Source organism: Parabacteroides hominis (assembly GCF_014287585.1).
Classification (GTDB): Bacteria; Bacteroidota; Bacteroidia; order Bacteroidales; family Tannerellaceae; genus Parabacteroides; species Parabacteroides hominis.
In genome coordinates, this window is the sequence record NZ_JACOOJ010000016.1 from 55,413 (window position 1) to 74,590 (window position 19,178).

The window sequence follows — 19,178 nt, forward strand, 5'->3', positions numbered from 1 at the left end:
AAGATGAAAGGTGAAAGTTGAAAGTGGAAGATAGTAACGCGAAGCAACTTTCACCTTTCATCTTTCACCTTTCAACTACCAAAGTGCTTTTTCCATTCCCAGCCCGACATACCTGTACGCGGACGGGGATGCGCTCGGTCATTTCCTGGACATGTGATATGACGCCGATCTTGCGCCCCTGCGTCCGCAAACTTTCCAAAGCATCCATCGCCACACGAAGCGTCTCGGCATCCAAGGAACCGAAACCTTCGTCAATGAAAAGGCTTTCGACCCTCATCCGGTTGGACGAAAGGGAAGACAGGCCGAGTGCAAGCGCCAGCGAAACGAGGAACGATTCGCCCCCCGAAAGGCTATGGACGGTACGTACCTCATCGCACATATCCCGGTCGATCACCTGCAAGGCAAGTGTTTCGGGAACCCGTTCCAAGCGATAACGCCTCGTCAGTTCGCGCAGTTGCACATTGGCATAGTTCAACAGAATATCGAGCGTATATCCCTGCGCTATGCGGCGGAATTTCGCGCCATCGGCAGAACCGGCCAGCTCGTTCAGCTTCGCCCAACGTTCACTTTCCGTGCGCCGGACATTCAATTCTTCCTGTAGGCCGGAGACTTTCGCCTTGTTCTCCGTCTGGGTACGAAGGCGGAAACCAAGCTCCGTCTTTTCCTGGGTGAACCGAAGCAGGATTGCTTCGAGCGGCTGTCCATCCGAAGAAGCCTGATAATCGGCATTCCATTTGTCTAAAGCCGCCTTTCGCCGGAACAGGTCGGCAGAGGCTTCGTCCAAGTCTTTTGCAATCTGGTCGGCAATGCCGCGTGTCTGGTCGGCGATGCCGGACTGCTCGGTCTGGGTGGCCAACAGCTTTTTCAAGCGTTCTTTCAGTTCTTCCATTCGCCGGTTGTACTCCTGCTCTACCACATCTGCCGGACGACCGTTCAATAGTTTCTTTCGCTCCGCCTGCAAGGTTGAAAAAGCGGTACGGTTCTTTTCGTGGAGCAGCCCGGCTTCTTCGAATTGCTTTTCGAGAGAAGGGAGGAAAGAGGCGAGCGATTCGCATTCGGCTTTCTGTGCGCTTTCCTGCCGTTCCAACTGATGGAGTTTCTCTGCATTCCCATGCCATTGGCGGGCAAAGTCAGTCAATGCACTGCGGAAGGTTTCCGGATTCTGCAACCATGCTTTCTGCCACTCGTTGTTACCGAATAACCGATCGGCAGCCGAAAGAGACTGGGCTAATTTGGCCGACTGCTCTTTTACGACAACCTCCTCCCGCTCCTGCCGGCTGGCGGCGAGTTGCTGCTTGCCGACGATATCCTTACAGGCGGCTTCACTGTCGGCAAGTTCCTTGTGAAGTTGAAGCAATTGCTGCTGCAAGCGGGCAAGCCGGCGGGTATTGGCTGTGCAGGTTTCTTTTTTACCTGACAACTCTTGAAGTTGCAGGGTTAAAGTGGCAATGGAGGCAGGCGGTGTGTCAGCTTCCGGATTGGAGACAAAAGGATGATGCGTGCTTCCGCAGACAGGACAAGGCTGTCCCTCCTGCAACCTGGCGCGCAGCTCCTTTATATTCCCGGAGGCTTCCAAGCGTGCCTGTTCTATGAGCAGTTGTTCGCGTTCCTGACGAAGTTTATCGATTTGTTTATCCAACGCGGGTATATCGACAGCTTTCAATTCTTCTTCCAGACCCCGATGTTTCTCTTCTGTCTGTTTCAACGCCTGTTGTTTACTGGCGTTAGCTTGTTGCAAACCGGCAAGTTGCTTGTTCAACGTTATTACAGCCTGCCGGATCGTTTCAACCGAACGGCTTGCTGTTTCCACTCCCGACCGGGCCGCCGATGCAGCATCCAAATGAAGCAATAAGGCAGAAAGCTGTTCCGCTATATTTTCCTTTTTCTTATAATGTTCCCGCCACTCAGTCAGGCGGGCGATCTCCTCCTGTCCTTGCTTCTGACGAAGGGCGGCTGCTTTGTATTTCTTTTCAGCCTCCTTCTTGCGGGAAGTCACATCTTTCAACTGCTGTTCCGAATTAGACAAATCGCGGATGGCCGTGTCAAGCTGGATATCCAGTTTACGCGCCTGCAATATCTCCTGTTGAAGGGATTTGAAATGAGCCTCGGACTGTTGCTGCTCCTCCACGCCCTTTTCATATTCGCGGCGGGCGACCGTCAACAACTCCGTTGCATGTGCCAGCTTGTCGGTAGCCTCTTTTTGCTGCCTCTGGCGGACGGTGATCTGCTGTTCGACAGAGCGGACAGCCTCTTGAAGGGCTTGCTGCTCCGCTTTCGCTTTCTCGACCCGCTGCAATTCCTTTTCCGTTCCGGCGAATCGGGTGCGCAAGTCGTTTTCTTCCTCATCCGTCAAAAGCTCGATGCCCTGAATACGCGACCGGATCAGGTCGAAGGCTTCTTTCGCTCGCGCGTTCTTTTCGAATATCTGGCGGGAGATGGCGGAATAGAGTTCGGTTCCGGTCAGCTTCTCCAACAAAGAGGCTTTTTCTCCCTGCTCAGCTTTCAGGAAAGTGGAAAAATCGTTCTGTGCCAGCAATACGGAGCGCGTAAACTGGTCGAACGTCAGACCGATCAATTCGATAATACGGGCTTGCAGGTCGGAACGCGTCCCCTGCTCTTCCTCCTCCTTATCGAGGTTGTACAAAGCCAAACGCGGATTCTGCAACCGTCCGTTCTCCTTGTCGCGGGCTCGCGCCACCGACCAGCGTGTCCGGTAGCAGTGTCCGTTCAAGGCCATAAAATCCACCTCCGCAAAACCGGAAGCCGTACCTCTTCGCAGCAAGAAACGGGGATCGCTCTGCGACAGTTGTTCATTGCTGACATCCTGGAGCTTGACATTATTCTCTTTCGCCTGGTCGGTACGAGGCGTACGGGCGAACAGGGCCAGGCACATCGCATCCAAAAGCGTAGACTTTCCCGCTCCCGTCGGCCCGGAAATAGCAAATATACCAGCCGAGAGCAACGGCTCCGCCGTAAAATCTATCTCAAAATCACCTTCTAATGAGGCTAAGTTGCGGCCTCGTATCGCTAATATCTTCATAGGGAAACCTCCCGCATTACATCGTTAAACATCTTCTCCAACTCTTCCGGCAAATCTCCCCCGAAACGGTTCGTAAAGGCATGGCGGAGCATATCCAGCGGGGCGATCTTTTGCAAATCCGTATAAGACAAAGGACGAGAATCCTCCTCCCCCTCCTTTTTCGGATAAGAAGGAATGATGGAAGTCAGGCGTACGGCCTTATCCGCCAACGCCTCTTCCACCCGATGCCGGAAACCCGGATCAGGCTCCGTCAGCAACACCTGCACTTCTAAGTAAGGCCAGAGGCTACGATCGGCTTCCTCCTCCGCCAACGGCAGATTAGCAAGCAGCAAAAGGACTTCGGCTGGCGATGCCGGTTCCGCCGGAATCCGATGCAAGGCGGTTCGTAAAGGGACAGGCATCGCTTTCAGATCCGACAAGCACCCGTTTTCGACCGTAAAAGCAACGACCTGATGGCGATAATGCTGCTCGGAGAAAGACATCGGCAACGGACTGCCGGCATATCGTATATTCTCGCGCCCCCCTACCCTTTGAGCCTTGTGGATATGACCGAGGGCCGTATAGGCCAAGCCTTCTTTAAAGGCATCTATCGACACGGATTCAAGCCCTCCCATTATGGTCCGCTCGCTCCGGTCGTCTTCCGACAGTTCAGCGCCGGTCGCATGCAGGTGTCCCATTGCCAGGAGTGCCTCGCCCGGTTGCCTCCGGCTGTCGGCATAGTCATAGAGTTGGCGGTACATCCGGGTAACCCCTTCCACATAGGTATCTTTCCCTTCTTTCGAAGCGGGATAATCTCCCTGGCGCAGATAGGGAACGGCCAGGCAGAGTGCCTCCCGCTCTCTTTCCTTATTATATAGGGGAATCAGGAGCGAATCGAAATCGATCTTACACAGATCCGTTCGCGGAATAACCCCAACGATCGACGTGTTCAATTCTTCCAACAAGGGTCTCGGCGCCTCCAAACGGGCTGCCGAATCATGATTGCCTGCGATAATCACGATCTGCAAATGCGGATTACGCCGGTTCGCTTCCCGCAGAAACCGGAAAAAACGGCGTTGGGCGGTTGCCGACGGATTGGCGACATCGAAGACATCGCCTGCAATCAGCAGGGCATCGGTCTGCTGCTCCGTCAATGTATCGATCAGCCACGAAAGAAATGCCTCATGCTCCTCATCACGGTCGTAGCCGAAAAAGGTTTGTCCAAGATGCCAGTCGGCGGTATGTATTATTTTCAATGACATTGGCTCTTTGTTTTGTTTGCAAATTTACAAACCGGTTCTATCCTTGATGTATCAATTTTAGTTGATTCTCCAAAGCTTGCTTTATATAAGCATTAATCGTAGTCCCGGCCTCCTGTGCCAGCATAGCTATCTTACTATGTATCTCTGGAGAAATACGGATATTCAACGTACCGCTATAGGGTTTGCGAGGTTCCACACCATCAGCCAAACAACCTGCAAGATAGCTTTCTATCCCAGCCTCAAAATCAGCACGGAGTTCATCAATCGTATTGCCTTCATAAAGAATCAAATCTTTACTCATTCCAAGAACCTTTCCAAAAAGGCAGTTATCAGCTTTGCTGTACTCCACCGAGCCTTTATAACCTTTATATTCCAAGTAATCCATATTCATTTTTTTATTTTATTAAACCGTTGATTTTTAAGTGTTGATATATTGCTTTCATCATCCATGCTTTCATTATACTGCCCGGATGCGGCTTGTGAATATCAATATATTGTCCTGTCTGCTCATTTTTAAATCTTACACGTGAACCGGACGTTACTCCTTTATTGTGTTCATCATACCCAAAAGAAGAAAGCAATTTCAACGTTTCTTCATAAGTAAAATCTTTAGGCAGCCTACAAAAACGATTTATCAGTTTTTCCTTAGTTCCCATATTATTAGTTTATTCTACAAATGTAACTAAATTCAGTTACAAAGCAATGCTATATAGGGAAAATTTAAAGGGTATGTCCGAAAGACACAGGTCTTTTTTTGGACACACCCTTTACCATTCTATTATTTACCTTATTACAAAATCACCTTAAACGATTCCTTTCCTATACGAACGAAGTAAAGACCATCGGCTGGAACATCCACTTCCTCCACGCTATCCCGAATCGTTTTCAAAACGACAAGCCGCCCGCTGCCGTCATAAACATAAATCGGAACACCTGCCTTAAAACCGGACAAGGCCAAGCGTCTGGGGGCGGAACGGTAAATGCGTTTGTTTGCGTTTTCTACTTGTTCGATGCTTGTAGGGTCATCTATCAATACAAACTCAACTTGACAGGTGATATCAGAGGTAAGAGATGCAATTTTATATTCATTGTTTTCCAACTGACCGGTAACATTTTGATTATTCAGCAATACGCTACCCACTTCATATTTTGTATCCGGAGCGAATGACAATGTTACCTTACTTCCTTTTTCCACCGAAACGACATCCAAAGCATTTTTAACCGTATAGCCATTCACCTTTACCGTGCCATTTCCCACTATATTAACGATACAGGAAACTGTCGGAATCTTTTCATAGATGGCAACAATATCCAAATTTTCCGTGACAAAAGCGATCTCCAAGACATTACCTTCTAACTGCAAGGTCATATCTGTACCTCCCAACAAAACCTGTTTCAGATAATATCCGTAATCCGGAATAAATGTAACAGAAACTTTCGCCAACTTTTGAACTGACAAAGATGTTCCGTTTGAAACGATACGCCCATTCACCTTTACCGTACCACCTGCTGAATAGTTTACCTTTATTGCATAATCTACCACTTGCTTATCTGCTTCAAACGAAACATGAACCTCTTTATCTGCCGAGATAGCCAACAAAGCCAACGTATTGTTTTCGACCTGCTCTTTCATTTCTTCCGAGCCACCATGACCGATTTCAAATGATAACCGTCATTCGGTATAATCATCAGCAACAAATCATCATTCTCATCCACCGTCAAAGCAGAACCGGATGTAACAAGATTGCCATCCACTTTGACATTGCCACCGTCAGAATAAGAGATCTTTACAGAATAAGTCAGAATAATGGCTTCCTTTTCAAACAGAATCACCAAATTTTCATTTTTTGTGATTGAAGGAATTGTCAAAACACCATCCATGACATTTTCTGTCAAATCTTCTTTTCCCAACAAAATCTGTTTCAAACGATAACCATCATCCGGGGTAACCGTCACTTTAACTTCCTCTCCGGCATTGATTGATACAGACGATTCCGAGCTAACCTCTTTATCATTTATCTGAACCTTTCCGCCTTCATTATAAGAAACCTGAAGCGCATAAACTTCTTTCTCAAAAGTAACGGTCAGTTCTTTATTTTCTACGATTTTAGGGATAATCAAGATATTACCTTTCACTTGTTCTGTTACATCTGTAGCACCCAACTTGACTTGTTTCAAATAATAACCTTTATCCGGAATAAAAGAGACCTGTACATCCATTGTTTCTGCTACTGAAACTTCACCTGATTGTATGGTTTCTTCGCCGATTTTGACAGAGCCACCACCAGCATTTTCAACTTTGATAAAGCAGAAACCAACTTCACGAATGTCATAAAGAGACCAAATCGGGGCTTTCTCATATAAAGATTTACTACCAACAGGAACTATTAAATTCACAAGTGAAACATCGTCTCTGAATATATTATTATTCAATTTTATAGGCTCTTTAGATTTTAGCAGAACTGCTAAATTCACAGGTGAAGTCAACCCTAAAAAAAATGCTTTTTCTCCCACTTCTTTTAATGATTCAGGCAATTCTATATATGTAAAATCATTATACTGAAAAACACTCGGACCTATTATTTCTATATTAGGGGGCAATACTATTGATTTTATTTTACTTAAATGAAAAGCACTTCTTGCTATTTCTATTAAATTAATACAGGAAGATAAATCCACTTCTTTTTGTTTCGTACTAAAAAAAGCAGAACTCCCTATTTCTTTCAAATTCACACACAATGAAAAATCAACAAATTCCAGCAAAGAACACCCCCAAAAAGAGTTCTTTTCTATTCTTTCTAACGCCCTTGGAAATATAACTTTTTTTAGCATAAAATTTTCAAATGCTTTATCTGGAATTACCGTTACTTTTGTTTCTGACAAATCAAGCGTCAAAGAATACCCTTTCCATACTTGAAAAGCTTTAAAATCAGATTCATTCAATTCTCCTGTCATCTTCACTGTCGCATCCAAACTTAAATCATCAATTACTGCAATTTTATCTGCCAACGTTCCCGGCTTCTCTACATTTATTACCAGTTCATCCTGTGCATACCCCGCCAAACAAACCAAAATAAACAACAAACACAGACCTATCCATCTTTTCATATCCAAACTTCCGCCTCCCTGTCCCCTCCGTTCGGCATTCACTCTAAGATTATCAAATAAGAAAAGCGCAGGAACTGCCGTCTTACTATCTAACTCAGAGGTATCGCCAAACACCCACACACTGATAACAAAACAACAGCCTGCGCTCTATACCACATAATCTTATTCTATAACAGATAAGCATACAGGTAAAGAAGCGCAAGCATTCATTGTCTATTATTCCAGTGTGTTGAAAATTGGCGATTTTCTGAATTAGGAATAATATCGTAAACGCTTTTCGCTTTCTAATACGTCCTTCCGTTCCAACCTCCACCGAGGTTTCTACTTGGAATTGTTACAAAAATAGGAAATTTATAGAAACAAAGTCATATTTAACTCAAATAAAAACTCCCCGAACCGCAAAAACACGATCCGGGGAGCCATTCGACTACGATTTCAAGAAAACCCGGCTACAATTCGCCCGGTCTTTCCTCTTCTCCGCCTCCCGAAGAAGTTTTGGAATCGTCCGTACTTTCCACCACGTCAAATTCAAACTCCATATTATCCAATAACTGCCTCAACTCGGCACTTGGGATGAAACGCAGTTTCACTTTACGGATGGCATCCACATTCACATCCTTCTCCACTAAGCTGCTCTTCGCATTGAAGGAAGGGATAAAAGTTCCAAAACCTGCGACTTGAACGGAGTGACCTTGCTGGATAAAGGTTTTCATGGACTGGACCAATCCATAAAGAGTGGATTGAACCATCCCGCGGTTAATACTGGAGACCTGCACGACTTGGTCGCAAAGGTGCTCAAATGTTACAACTGTTGCTCGGTCTGGGACGAGCACATACTTCTGGGTTTTCGTCTCATCAAACCCAAAAGCTTTCTTGATTCTTCGAATTCTTAATGCCATTCTTCACTATTTTTTTTGACACCAAAAACAGAAAAGAGGAAAACTCTCTCACCGGCTTATCCTGGTCCTCCCTACCAAAACAAACACACTCTACCCGGGATTACTCCACAAGCAGCAAATCTAATTTGAATAAATTGCAGGAGAGAAAAGAGTTTATTATGGCTTTTCAATATCAAGTTTAAAACTATTACAAATTCCAAACTCCTTCAAGAAATTAGAGGGGTATCCCTCGACCGATAAAGCGTCGTCCAGCAGTAAAAGAAATCACTACCCCTGCGACAGATGCAAATATACAACTTTCTTTCTTATCCAAGCAAAAATTCTAACAAGATTTTTTTCCTAAAAGCACAAAAAAACATCCAAGCTAAAACTTCCGGAAACTACTTGTCGAAAAGGCTGAAAACTACTTACTAAGTAGAGGTCTGTCTACTTAATAAGCAGACATAGTATCTACTTATCGAGTAGTTTTCGGCCTGCTTATTATATAGGCCTATAGCCACTGATTCATAAATATCTTTTACCACACGAATTATTGTCCTATCTTTGTCCCGTCAATAAACAGGGAAACTTTATGAATTGGTTACAAGAGGCCTTTTTAGAGCCTACGATGGTGCAGGCAGTTATCATTATCTCACTGGTCTCCGCACTCGGATTATATTTGGGGCGGATCAAGATATTCGGCATTTCGCTGGGTATCACCTTCGTTTTCTTTGCCGGTATCTTGGCAGGGCATTTAGGGATCGTTGTGAATAAGGATATGCTGTATTTTGCGCAAAGTTTCGGCCTGGTCCTTTTTGTTTATGCATTGGGATTGCAGGTGGGCCCGGGTTTTTTCTCTTCCCTGAAGAAGGGGGGCGTAGCGATGAATATGATGGGATTAGGAGTTATCCTGCTTGGGTTGGTTATGACGGTCGGACTGCATTGGACAACAGGGGTTTCCCTTTCCAACATGGTCGGACTGCTTTGTGGAGCCGTCACTAACACACCTGCTTTGGGAGCCGCTCAACAGGCCTTGCTACAGATAGATCCCGCCAATACCAAGGGAGTTACAGATATGGCATTGGCTTGTGCAGTCGCCTATCCGCTCGGTGTGGTGGGTGTCATCTTAGCTATCATCATCATGAGAGCTATATTTGTCGATAAAAAACAAAAAGATCAGAAAGAAAAGCGAGATACGACTACTTATGTTGCGGAGTTTCAAGTCAGTAATCCTGGCATTTATGAGAAGAGCATTAAGGATATCATGAAACTGACGGAAAAGCATTTCGTCATTTCCCGTATATGGAGAAACGGTAAAGTAAGCATCCCGACCTCGGACACGTTACTTCATGAACATGACCATCTGTTGATTATCTCCGTTAAAGCGGATGTAGAAAATATTAAAGTCCTCTTCGGTGAACAGGAGAACGTGGATTGGAACAAAGCAGATATCGACTGGAATGCCATCGACAGCCAACTGATTTCCCGCCGTATCGCGGTGACCCGCAACCGGGTGAACGGTGTGAAGTTAGGAACCCTCCGCCTCCGCAACCTCTACGGCATCAATATCACCCGTGTGAACCGTGCCGGCATAGACCTGCTGGCATCTCCCGACCTGCGCCTGCAAATCGGCGACCGGCTGACAATCGTCGGGGAAGCGAACTCGGTGAACACGGTCGGAAAGATTTTAGGGAACGAGATCAAGAGGCTTAACAATCCGAACCTGTTGGCGGTCTTTATCGGCATCTCGTTGGGGATGCTGTTGGGGGCATTGCCGATCACGCTGCCAGGGATGAGCACGCCGGTCAAATTGGGTATCGCCGGAGGACCGATCATCGTCGGGATTCTGATGGGGGCATTCGGTCCGCGTTTCCATCTGACCACCTACACGACGATGAGCGCCAACCTGATGCTTCGCCAATTGGGGATCATAATTTATTTGGCCGGATTGGGTATCGATTCGGGTGCGCATTTCTTCGAAACGGTTTTCCGGGCAGAAGGATTGCTCTGGATCGGCCTGGGCTTCCTGCTGACGATCGTTCCGGTACTGATTGTCGGTTTCATGGCTTCGCAATTCTTCAAACTCGACTATGCGCATAACGTGGGGATGCTTTGCGGGAGCATGGCAAACCCGATGGCACTGAGCTATGCCAACACGACTGTCGATGGCGACGAACCTTCCGTTTCATACGCCACCGTTTATCCGCTCTCGATGTTTATCCGTGTGATCTCGGCGCAGTTGGTGTTGATGCTGTTTACTTAGTCAGGCTTTGGAACATCTGACCAGCACCTTTTCCCCATCCGCCAAGGTGGTTGCAAAGAGGTAGGTGGAGCCGCCATCGGTTATTTTTGTCCGCTTGCGCAGTTCTTCGACGGACAAAGGGAAATTCCGTACGGTTATATTGGCTTGCGGGATCATTTTGGAAAGTCCTTTACACAACTTTCCGGTAAAAGGTAAAACTTCATCAACCCGGAATACACGACCCGGAAAATCAGAAACCAATCGATCCGAAGTATATAAATGACTACTTACCTGTAATTTTTCAACTCCCATCTTGACAGCGATCTGCTTAAAAGCACCTGCCTTTAAGACTGAAGCATTCGGTTCATATAAATATCCGGCAACCTGACCGGCCACTATCAGTTCGGCACTGCGCTCCTCCTCTACTGTAAAAAGGAAAGATTGCATTCCATCCGAGCCGAAATTAATGCAATGGATTGCCGGATTTCCGTTTTTAGTTTCCCGTTCCGTTACAAAAAGCAACTCTTTACATTCATTCTTTACGGAAAGGACATGGATAGATGTCGTTCCCGGTAGCAGGCCCAAGGTCATTTGTATATCTGCCATTGGCGAGAGTTTTGCCATTACACGAGGAGAACGTTTCAACAGTTCAGGCAACAATCCGGGCAGGTCCGGTTCACAATCCTGCAAGGCGAAGACCCGTTTATTGCATTCTCCCCTGCGTGCAGGATCGATATAAAAGGCATCCACTTCAGGAAGTTTATTAATATATTGGGTGGTGTCGGCATTTATAACAGTGATATTATCAGCTCCCAATACCGAAAAATTATGTTCCGCCGCTTCACAATAAGCCGGAAAGCGTTCGATATAGGTCAGATGTCCCGCTTTCCGGGAAATGAAATAGCTATCGATCCCTAAACCTCCTGTCAGATCGCAAACGTTCCAGCCTTCACCTACCAAACACTGCTTATAAACAGCCGTTTGTTCGGAAGAGCATTGCTCCGCCGCAATCTTTGCCGGAAAAATCAACTGTTCGTTGGCATACCATGACGGCAGCTTTTCCCGGATTTGTCTCCGGGCTGCAATCTGGTCGACTAAAAAGGGGATATCCATTCCGGGGTACTTGGCTGCGGAAAGCAGCAGGCGGGTCAGATCGTCTGCTGCATGCTCTCTGATAAATTGTATTTGTGATGTTGTCAAAAACATATAAACAACAGCTATAAGATTAAAAGACTAAACTAATCAAGTATATATAATGATTTAAAGATACCACTTACTTTTTAATTAGCAAATCTTTTCGGACAAACAAGCGGACGGATGTCCTCTGCGCTTCCGCTATTCTCCATACAGTACGGTATTGGTTATCCATGCAAAGACATTGGCCATCAACTTGGAAGCGTCATTACTGATTTCTCCGGTAGTATTATTTATCCGGTTCTTCTCCGTACCTCCGGTTCCTAACGAATAGTTCCCTAAATCCGTATCTCCTATATAGACGATCCGCCTCGAATAGTCTACTCCCAATACGATACCGCCAGCCTTTCCGATGAGGAGCGGCGTGATTCCTTTTGCCGATTCGGTATTCAACAGTATTTCGCCGTGATAGTAATCAAAGTTACGAAATACGAAATCCGGAGAGATCGGGGTATATGCGCCGCTTGTAAAAGGCCCTGTAGAAATGAAATAGCTGTTATCCGCATCTGGGGGAGCTATCGTAAACCCTCCATTGTTAGTAACCAGAAATTTTATATCACTGTTGCCGCCCAAGAGTTCAGCGATCAGGTACTTGCTCACATCAGCGGCGTCATAGGACGCGATTAACACGCGGTTCTTTTTTGCTTTCAACCAATTATGTACTTTCTCAGCATCTTTATTTCCGAAATAGGCATTGCTCATATAATGGATATAGACGACATCAAAGGCGGCAAAAAGAGCGTCTGTCAATTTATTATTACTTACATTGGACTGTATCAGATTATACCCTCCGCAAACGACAGTCCCGTTCGGGCCGAAATTATTCCGGTTATCCAATATTCCTCTTAAACCGCCTGCACGCCCTTCGGGAGATATGGAAGCAATAATATTGGATCCTAAACTGCCTAAACCGGTATTAAATGTCAAAAGACTGATTACCCTACTGGCTGCCTCGTCATATTTTTGCTTTATCGACACCGATATTTTCCACCGATGGGCGGTAATGACAAAGTTCCGGGCGGGCCCTGCATCATCAGACGTATTATTCTGCAAAGCAGTCACAACCAACTGGCTGCCATCCGGATTCTTTTCTACGGTAAAATATTCATCCGCCAATGACTGGCTCTCGTTTCCTACCGGCGTACCATCGGCATCCGCCCACTGCAATGTATAGTCAGGCAGGTCGGTGGCTACATCTATAGCGCTTTTCGAACCGGCCTTGTTCTTCAGTATGATCTCACGGGTGGAAACTCCGAAATGATGTTCTCCGTCAAAAGACATATCGATCGTGTTATCATCCCATTGCTGCACTTCCGCCACAATATGTGCGGACTGATTGTTCGCCGCGTCGTCCGGACTATCCCATCCGGGAGCGGAGACTTTCTTTATATTAAATATATATTTATGATTACGCAGGATTTGCCCGAAAGAGTTGTCTTTATTATCCGGGTCAAAATCCATGCGATAATAACTCAGCTTGTCGCTTCCGTTATAGTAACCGCCCACAACGACACATGTCGCGCCGCTTATCCGGTTGCTCTCGGCCGGCGAACTTGTTTCCGGCAAATAAAGTTGTGCGGAAAATTCATTCAAATCCTCCTCAGCCACAGGAAACATACGGCTGTTTACATTTGCCGCGCTTCCGTCAGGGACACTCGGAATCGTTACTTTCATGACCCCTATCTCATTGGGAATCACTTGGAGAAAATTATTGGCACGGTACGCCTTTACTTCCGCCAGTTTGAAATTTGAGACTTCGGTAGCCATGACATCCACACGGGCAATGGAACGCAACATTTTTATCCCGGTAATTTCTTGCTTTTGGGTTGCCGATAATCCGGCAGGGAATTTATAAACGCCGTACATCGGAAAATTTGAAACCAGATTATCAAATTCCCGGTTTATCTTCCTTTTTACGACGTCCTCGCTATCGTCCAACGAAGGTTCATTGGAAACAACCGCTTCGTTCGCATTCGCCAGAATAAGCAATTCCACAGGCGAACCGGTTGATTTCAAGTGGGCTGTGAATGTAGTCTGTGCAGTGTTGCTGCTGATGGATATGCCAGGTACCCGATATCGATATTTTTGGTCTTCAAATACCAATACCTGGATTTCGCTGACCAAAGATTCATGGATGGGTTGGCCGATCGCCGCTTTCGTCGCCGAATAAACAGTAGAAGGGGGGATCGTTATGACTAATCTCATTTTTATGTCATCTACGTCATTTCCGGCTGGTATCTCTGTTTCGTCGTTACAAGATATGAATAAAAGAGAAATTATCAGGATGGATATGAACTGTCTCATGATGCGTTTTTCGGATAGAACACGGATCGCCTTGCTTTTGTTTCACTCATGCAAACGAACTGTTTTTTAAAAGATCCTCATTTTCAAAAAAGTATAACTATTTGACCGGAACAGTTGTTATGTAGGACAACCCTGTCAAATCAGATGAAATAAAAAAACAATATAAATATTCACCAAAAAAATAAGCATATGAAAACAAGTAATTTGTGTATGATATTATTTACAGCATTAGCTATTGCTGCATGCAGTAAAGACAACGAGTTCCCGGAGGAATCTTCCGAAGGTCCGAATACCGGCGCGCCGGACGCATATACCTCTATCGCTATCACGATTCCCCATACTACTATGACGAAGGCTGCTTCGAGCCGGGCCACAGATCCGGGCACCATTAATGAAAACAAGGTCAAAACCCTGCATGTTTTTATTTATGACGTCGAGTCCCCTCATACTCCGACTGTTGCCGAATTTACAGTAGCCGATGGATCTCTCGCCTCAAAATCTCCCAACAGCTCCACATGGGTAACAAACAAACCGATCAAAACCAAGAAAGCCGACAAGTATATTTTTGCGGCTGTAAACTTAAACACAGATATGGTAAACTACATAACGACCAACGGATTAGGGGCATTCAATTATAACGAATTCGCCCAAGAGACCTCGAAACTGGCAGACCTAACAAATGGCTTTGTCATGTTCAATGCGGATTATCCGGAAAGTACTCCAGCTGCAAACTTGTACGACAACGAAAGCCTTGCCCAAGCGAACCATCTGTCTATTCCCGTTTCCCGCGTCGTGGCAAAAGCAGCAGTATTCAAAGCGAATGATTTTGTAGTAAACGGGGGAGGCACTATGACAGATATAAAATTCGGTTGGAGGAACCTGAATAAAAAGTTCTATTTCATACAGGATAAAAGGGAAGAGTTTATCAAAGACTATAACTGGGATAGCTTTTCCGCATCGGATTTCGAAAGTGGTTCGGATGCCATAAATACTTATATTCCGACCGATGAGCTAACCTCTTTTTCGTATGCACCGGAAAACGCTTTCCAATACAGCTTAGGACTATCTAAAGTAGACGAAGCCACTTTTATTAGCGTCAGCGGAGCGTTTACTCCTAATAAAGTGATATCGACCTCTAATTCGACTCCTTCAAAATTAGAAGACTTTACAATCATCAATAATCCTAATAATCCCGACAAAACATTCTACGTAGTCAGGACAGCCGACGGTATCGCCAACTATTTCGTAGACGGGAACGTAGCGGAAAAATATGCAGAGCTTTGCGCAAACAATACTCCAGGAATGCCTTCCTACAGCGGAACGTATACTTTGGAAGATAATACTTTTACAAACGGGATCTGTTATTTCCACATTTTCGTCAACGGCAATGCGACATCTCCGCAAGCCCCTTATAATGTTTACCGGAATCAATATTTCAAGGTAAACATCCATAGCATACAGGCTCCGGGCAATCCTTCGGACAACTTCGATACTGGAGAGACGATTAAATCCGATACATGGATAAGTACGGATATAGAAATAAATCCATGGGAGGTCTATGAAGAAGACTATGACCTGTAGCCTGCCATCTATGGACCCTTTAAATTTATTTGTAAGATGAAAGCCTGTTTAAAATGGATGATATTAACCGCCTGGCCATTCATAATGACGAGTTGCATTAAAGAAAGTTTGCCTGAATGTACTCCGGATGATACGGGTATTGTCCTTAAATTCCGGTATACGACCGGTACGGATACAAAAAGTGACGAAAATGGAGTTGACCGGTTATCTGTATTCATTTTTGACGACAAAGGTCTTTTCATTTCACAAGTAAATGATTCCCTGATATGGATCGATGACAATTACGAATTGGAACTTCCTTATAAACAAGGAAGTTACCAGTTCGTAACATGGGCGGGCTATGACGAAGCGACATACGAAATAACAGCATGCATACCGGGCCAAACACATATAGAAGATTTTTTCTTATTTCTGAAACGTGATACGGATAACCGGATTACTAATCAACCCAAGTTGCTTTATCATGGAATGCACAATACGGTAACATTGGATGAACATGAAAAAACGATTGCCTGGATAAACCTGAAACAGATCACAAACCATATCCGCGTCATTGCCTATAATTTGGATAAGGCCGTATCTCATAACATCTATATTGAAGACAATAACGGCAAATACGGATATTCATCTTTGTTTGCCGATGACGACCGGATTACTTACATACCTGTTTATATGAGACTTGCAAAAGAGAGTAACACGTTAACAGCCGATTTCAATGTAATGAAACTTGATAAGAACCGGATACCGCGTCTACGGATTCTGGATGAGGCAAATACAATCTGCTACGATGAAAATCTTATCGGAGAACTGCTTGGAAAGAATCCCGATATTAATTTAGATAATGAGCATGATTTTACAATTGAAATATCATTCGACGGTTATACTCCGGTCGATATAAAAATTAACGGTTGGGAGATAAAGGAAAGTGACGAGATGTAATTATTCTTTTGGAGAACACAAATCAATCTGTAATTGGGGTACTTTAACCTGTAAAAAAGGTATCTGCCAAATGAATAGAACCTTCTAATTTTGCATCGAACAAATAAATTAATTTAAAACAGATAGAAGATTTCCGACCTTACGAATTTACTCGTCATGCCGTTGGAGAAAATCATCAGAGATATTAAACAATAACCATATTTATATGAAAATGATGCTATCATCCCTAATCCTTTTGTCGGGACTGTCTTTTGCCACGGTCGCTTGCAGTCCTGCCGAAGAATCCGTGAAAACGGAAGAACCTGTGCCCTCTCCCGATCCGGAGCCTACGCCCGAACCGCAACCCGGTAACGGACGCACATTAGTGGTTTATTTCTCTTGCACGAATACCACCAAAGGTATTGCAGAAAGCATTGTAGAAATCACCGACGGAACACTTCACCGTATCGTTCCCGAAGTTCCTTATACAAGCGAGGACTTAAACTATAACAACTCTTCGTCCCGTGCCAACCGTGAACAGAATGACCCGTCAGCACGTCCGGCAATAAGCGGCGAAATAGAGAATTTTTCAAATTACGATGTGATTTTCCTCGGTTATCCCATTTGGTGGGGAAAAGCTCCTAAAATAATCTCTACGTTCCTTGAAAGTCACGACTTTGCAGACAAGACTATTGTCCCGTTCTGCACTTCGCACTCCAGCGGTATCGGTTCAAGCGATACGGATTTGCACGAATTGGCAAAACAAGCCGCATGGAAACAAGGACAACGTTTTAATGGAAATGAATCAAAAGAAACAATTAAAGATTGGATTGAAAGTATGAATTTGAATGTGAATCAAAATAGCAATGTAGGGGCGTTCAACCTCTCGAAAGGTGAAAATGGGAAAGCGCCTACCGTTAGACTTAGCAGTGGATATGATATGCCTATCATTGGGCTGGGAACATACAGTCTGCACGGCGATGTCTGTGTCAATTCCGTAAAGGCGGCTCTTGCTTCGGGTTTCCGCAAGATCGACACGGCACATATCTATGGCAATGAAGAAGAAGTGGGGCAAGGTGTCCGCGAATCGGGCATACCACGTGAAGAAATCTTTGTGGCAACCAAACTTTATCCCAATCAATTCGGCAATCCCGAAGCAGCCATAGCAGAATGCTTGCGCAAGCTCGACATCGGCTATATCGACCTGATGCTGTTGCATCATCCGGGAACTGATGATGTAAAAGCGTACAAAGCCATAGAAAAATATGTGGCGCAGGGTATGATTCGCTCTATCGGGTTGTCGAACTATTATATAAAGGAAATGACGGAATTCCTACCGCAAGTGAACATGAAACCCGTGCTGGTGCAGAATGAGATACATCCTTATTATCAAGAAAAAGGGATTGTGGAATATATGCACGGTCAAGGTATTGTCGTAGAAGCATGGTATCCGCTCGGCGGCAGAGGCCATACGGCTGCCTTGTTAGGTGACGGAACCATTAGCAGAATTGCAACCGCTCACGGCAAATCTTCGGCACAGGTCATTCTACGCTGGGATTTACAAAGGGGTGTGGTTGTCATCCCCGGTTCAAGCAACCCCGACCACATTAAGGAAAATATATCTATCTTCGACTTTGAACTGACAGCCGAAGAGATGGAACAAATTGCTGCACTCGACCGGAACGAGAAGCATGACTGGTACTAAACATTTTAATGAAAACGAATATGAATTACAATCAGTACATCCCCACCCATATTCTTTTCGGTGCGGGACAGTTGAACAATCTCACGCACAGTAGAGCAACTTCAGCAAGCTGGGGTGGAAACTAAAGTTTTTGACGGAGTAGCCCCGAATCCTACGGTTGCCAACTCCGAAGCCGGAGCGGAAGCCGCCCGATAAGTTCGAAAAATTCATGCACAATAAAAAAAATATGTCCCGGCGTGAGGCTCTCAAAACAACGGGAGTGTTCGCCGCTGGTGCAGCATTGAATGCAAGCGGGCTTGCTACAGTAAGTAACCTCAATATGAAAAGTGACAGGAAAATGAAAGTATTAGCAATTAACGGAAGTTCACGAAAAGACGGGAATACAGCGGATATGTTGAATTTGGTCTTGGCAGAGATAGAGAAAGAGGGACATGAAATAGAATTGATTCAGTTGGCCGGGCATACAATAAATCCCTGCAAAGCATGTTTTGCCTGCGCAGGAAAAAGTAATTGTGTATTTGACAATGATATTTTCCGGGAACTCTACACCAAAATGACCGAAGCTGATGCTATCGTGTTGGGTTCCTCTACCTATTCTGCCGATGTTTCATCCACATTGAAAGCGGTAATCGAAAGAGCCAGTGTAGTGAGCGATACCAATCCGGGAATGTTCCGTCACAAAGTGGCAGGAGCGGTGGCTGTGGCACGGCGTGCAGGAGCAATGAACACTATCGACACGATCAATCATTTTTTTCTAAACAAAGAAATGTATCTTGTCGGCTCCACTTATTGGAACATTGCCTACGGTCGCCTGCCCGGAGAAGCACTAAAAGATGAAGAAGGCGTTGCCAATATGAAGAATCTCGGAGAAAATATAGCGTGGCTATTAAACCATCTTAAATGAGATATATGTAGTCCAATAAACAATTTGTCAAAATGTCGGATTTGCCACCTTCAGATTCGACTG

The 19,178-nt window shown here is 45.2% G+C and carries 14 protein-coding genes; 5 read left to right on the forward strand and 9 right to left on the reverse strand.

Going from position 1 to position 19,178, the window contains the following annotated elements:
- Positions 1 to 64: 64 nt before the first annotated feature.
- The 7 genes from H8S65_RS10435 to H8S65_RS10465 form a co-directional block, all read right to left on the reverse strand.
- Positions 65 to 3,040 carry an SbcC/MukB-like Walker B domain-containing protein gene (locus tag H8S65_RS10435; RefSeq protein WP_186929925.1) on the reverse strand — a complete coding sequence of 992 codons (2,976 nt, stop codon included), beginning with the start codon at positions 3,038 to 3,040 and terminating at the stop codon, positions 65 to 67.
- Entirely contained in the window at positions 3,037 to 4,281 is a 1,245-nt protein-coding gene (locus H8S65_RS10440) for an exonuclease SbcCD subunit D (RefSeq protein WP_186929926.1), read from the reverse strand. The genes H8S65_RS10435 and H8S65_RS10440 overlap by 4 nt, the downstream gene beginning before the upstream one ends.
- 37 nt (positions 4,282 to 4,318) lie before the next feature.
- Complete coding sequence (locus H8S65_RS10445; RefSeq protein ID WP_186929927.1) at positions 4,319 to 4,666, reverse strand: type II toxin-antitoxin system HicB family antitoxin; 348 nt, start codon at positions 4,664 to 4,666, stop codon at positions 4,319 to 4,321.
- Positions 4,667 to 4,676: 10 nt separating this feature from the next.
- Positions 4,677 to 4,937, reverse strand: a complete 261-nt coding sequence (locus H8S65_RS10450; protein WP_186929928.1) for a type II toxin-antitoxin system HicA family toxin — start codon at positions 4,935 to 4,937, stop codon at positions 4,677 to 4,679.
- 134 nt (positions 4,938 to 5,071) lie between these two features.
- The gene (locus H8S65_RS10455; protein ID WP_186929929.1) at positions 5,072 to 5,914 is read right to left on the reverse strand and encodes a hypothetical protein; all 843 of its coding nucleotides are present in this window, start codon (positions 5,912 to 5,914) and stop codon (positions 5,072 to 5,074) included.
- Positions 5,911 to 7,503 carry a leucine-rich repeat domain-containing protein gene (locus tag H8S65_RS10460; RefSeq protein WP_186929930.1) on the reverse strand — a complete coding sequence of 531 codons (1,593 nt, stop codon included), beginning with the start codon at positions 7,501 to 7,503 and terminating at the stop codon, positions 5,911 to 5,913. The genes H8S65_RS10455 and H8S65_RS10460 overlap by 4 nt, the downstream gene beginning before the upstream one ends.
- Before the next feature lie 335 nt (positions 7,504 to 7,838).
- Positions 7,839 to 8,288 (reverse strand): HU family DNA-binding protein, encoded by a 450-nt coding sequence (locus tag H8S65_RS10465; RefSeq protein ID WP_186929931.1) that lies wholly within the window; start codon positions 8,286 to 8,288, stop codon positions 7,839 to 7,841.
- A gap of 571 nt (positions 8,289 to 8,859) precedes the next feature.
- Here H8S65_RS10465 and H8S65_RS10470 point away from each other — a divergent pair.
- A complete protein-coding gene (locus H8S65_RS10470) occupies positions 8,860 to 10,530 on the forward strand; it encodes a putative transporter (protein WP_186929932.1) in 1,671 nt (556 codons plus the stop codon).
- Here H8S65_RS10470 and H8S65_RS10475 read toward each other — a convergent pair whose 3' ends face one another.
- Together H8S65_RS10475 and H8S65_RS10480 are read right to left on the reverse strand one after the other, a co-directional pair.
- Positions 10,531 to 11,715: a THUMP-like domain-containing protein gene (locus H8S65_RS10475; protein ID WP_186929933.1), complete on the reverse strand. Its 1,185-nt coding sequence runs from the start codon at positions 11,713 to 11,715 to the stop codon at positions 10,531 to 10,533. It lies immediately after the preceding gene.
- A gap of 129 nt (positions 11,716 to 11,844) precedes the next feature.
- On the reverse strand, positions 11,845 to 14,007 hold the full coding sequence (locus H8S65_RS10480) for a hypothetical protein (RefSeq protein WP_186929934.1): 2,163 nt from the start codon (positions 14,005 to 14,007) through the stop codon (positions 11,845 to 11,847).
- 189 nt (positions 14,008 to 14,196) lie between these two features.
- Here H8S65_RS10480 and H8S65_RS10485 point away from each other — a divergent pair, with 189 nt between their 5' ends.
- The 4 genes from H8S65_RS10485 (at position 14,197) to H8S65_RS10500 (ending at position 19,115) form a co-directional block, all read left to right on the forward strand.
- Complete coding sequence (locus H8S65_RS10485) at positions 14,197 to 15,588, forward strand: Mfa1 family fimbria major subunit (protein ID WP_186929935.1); 1,392 nt, start codon at positions 14,197 to 14,199, stop codon at positions 15,586 to 15,588.
- 36 nt (positions 15,589 to 15,624) lie between these two features.
- The gene (locus tag H8S65_RS10490; protein WP_186929936.1) at positions 15,625 to 16,527 is read left to right on the forward strand and encodes a FimB/Mfa2 family fimbrial subunit; all 903 of its coding nucleotides are present in this window, start codon (positions 15,625 to 15,627) and stop codon (positions 16,525 to 16,527) included.
- A 205-nt stretch (positions 16,528 to 16,732) separates the two neighbouring features.
- Positions 16,733 to 18,211, forward strand: coding sequence for a flavodoxin (locus H8S65_RS10495; RefSeq protein ID WP_186929937.1), 1,479 nt, complete (start codon positions 16,733 to 16,735; stop codon positions 18,209 to 18,211).
- A gap of 208 nt (positions 18,212 to 18,419) precedes the next feature.
- Positions 18,420 to 19,115, forward strand: coding sequence for a flavodoxin family protein (locus tag H8S65_RS10500; protein ID WP_222616273.1), 696 nt, complete (start codon positions 18,420 to 18,422; stop codon positions 19,113 to 19,115).
- The last annotated feature ends 63 nt before the right edge of the window (positions 19,116 to 19,178 follow it).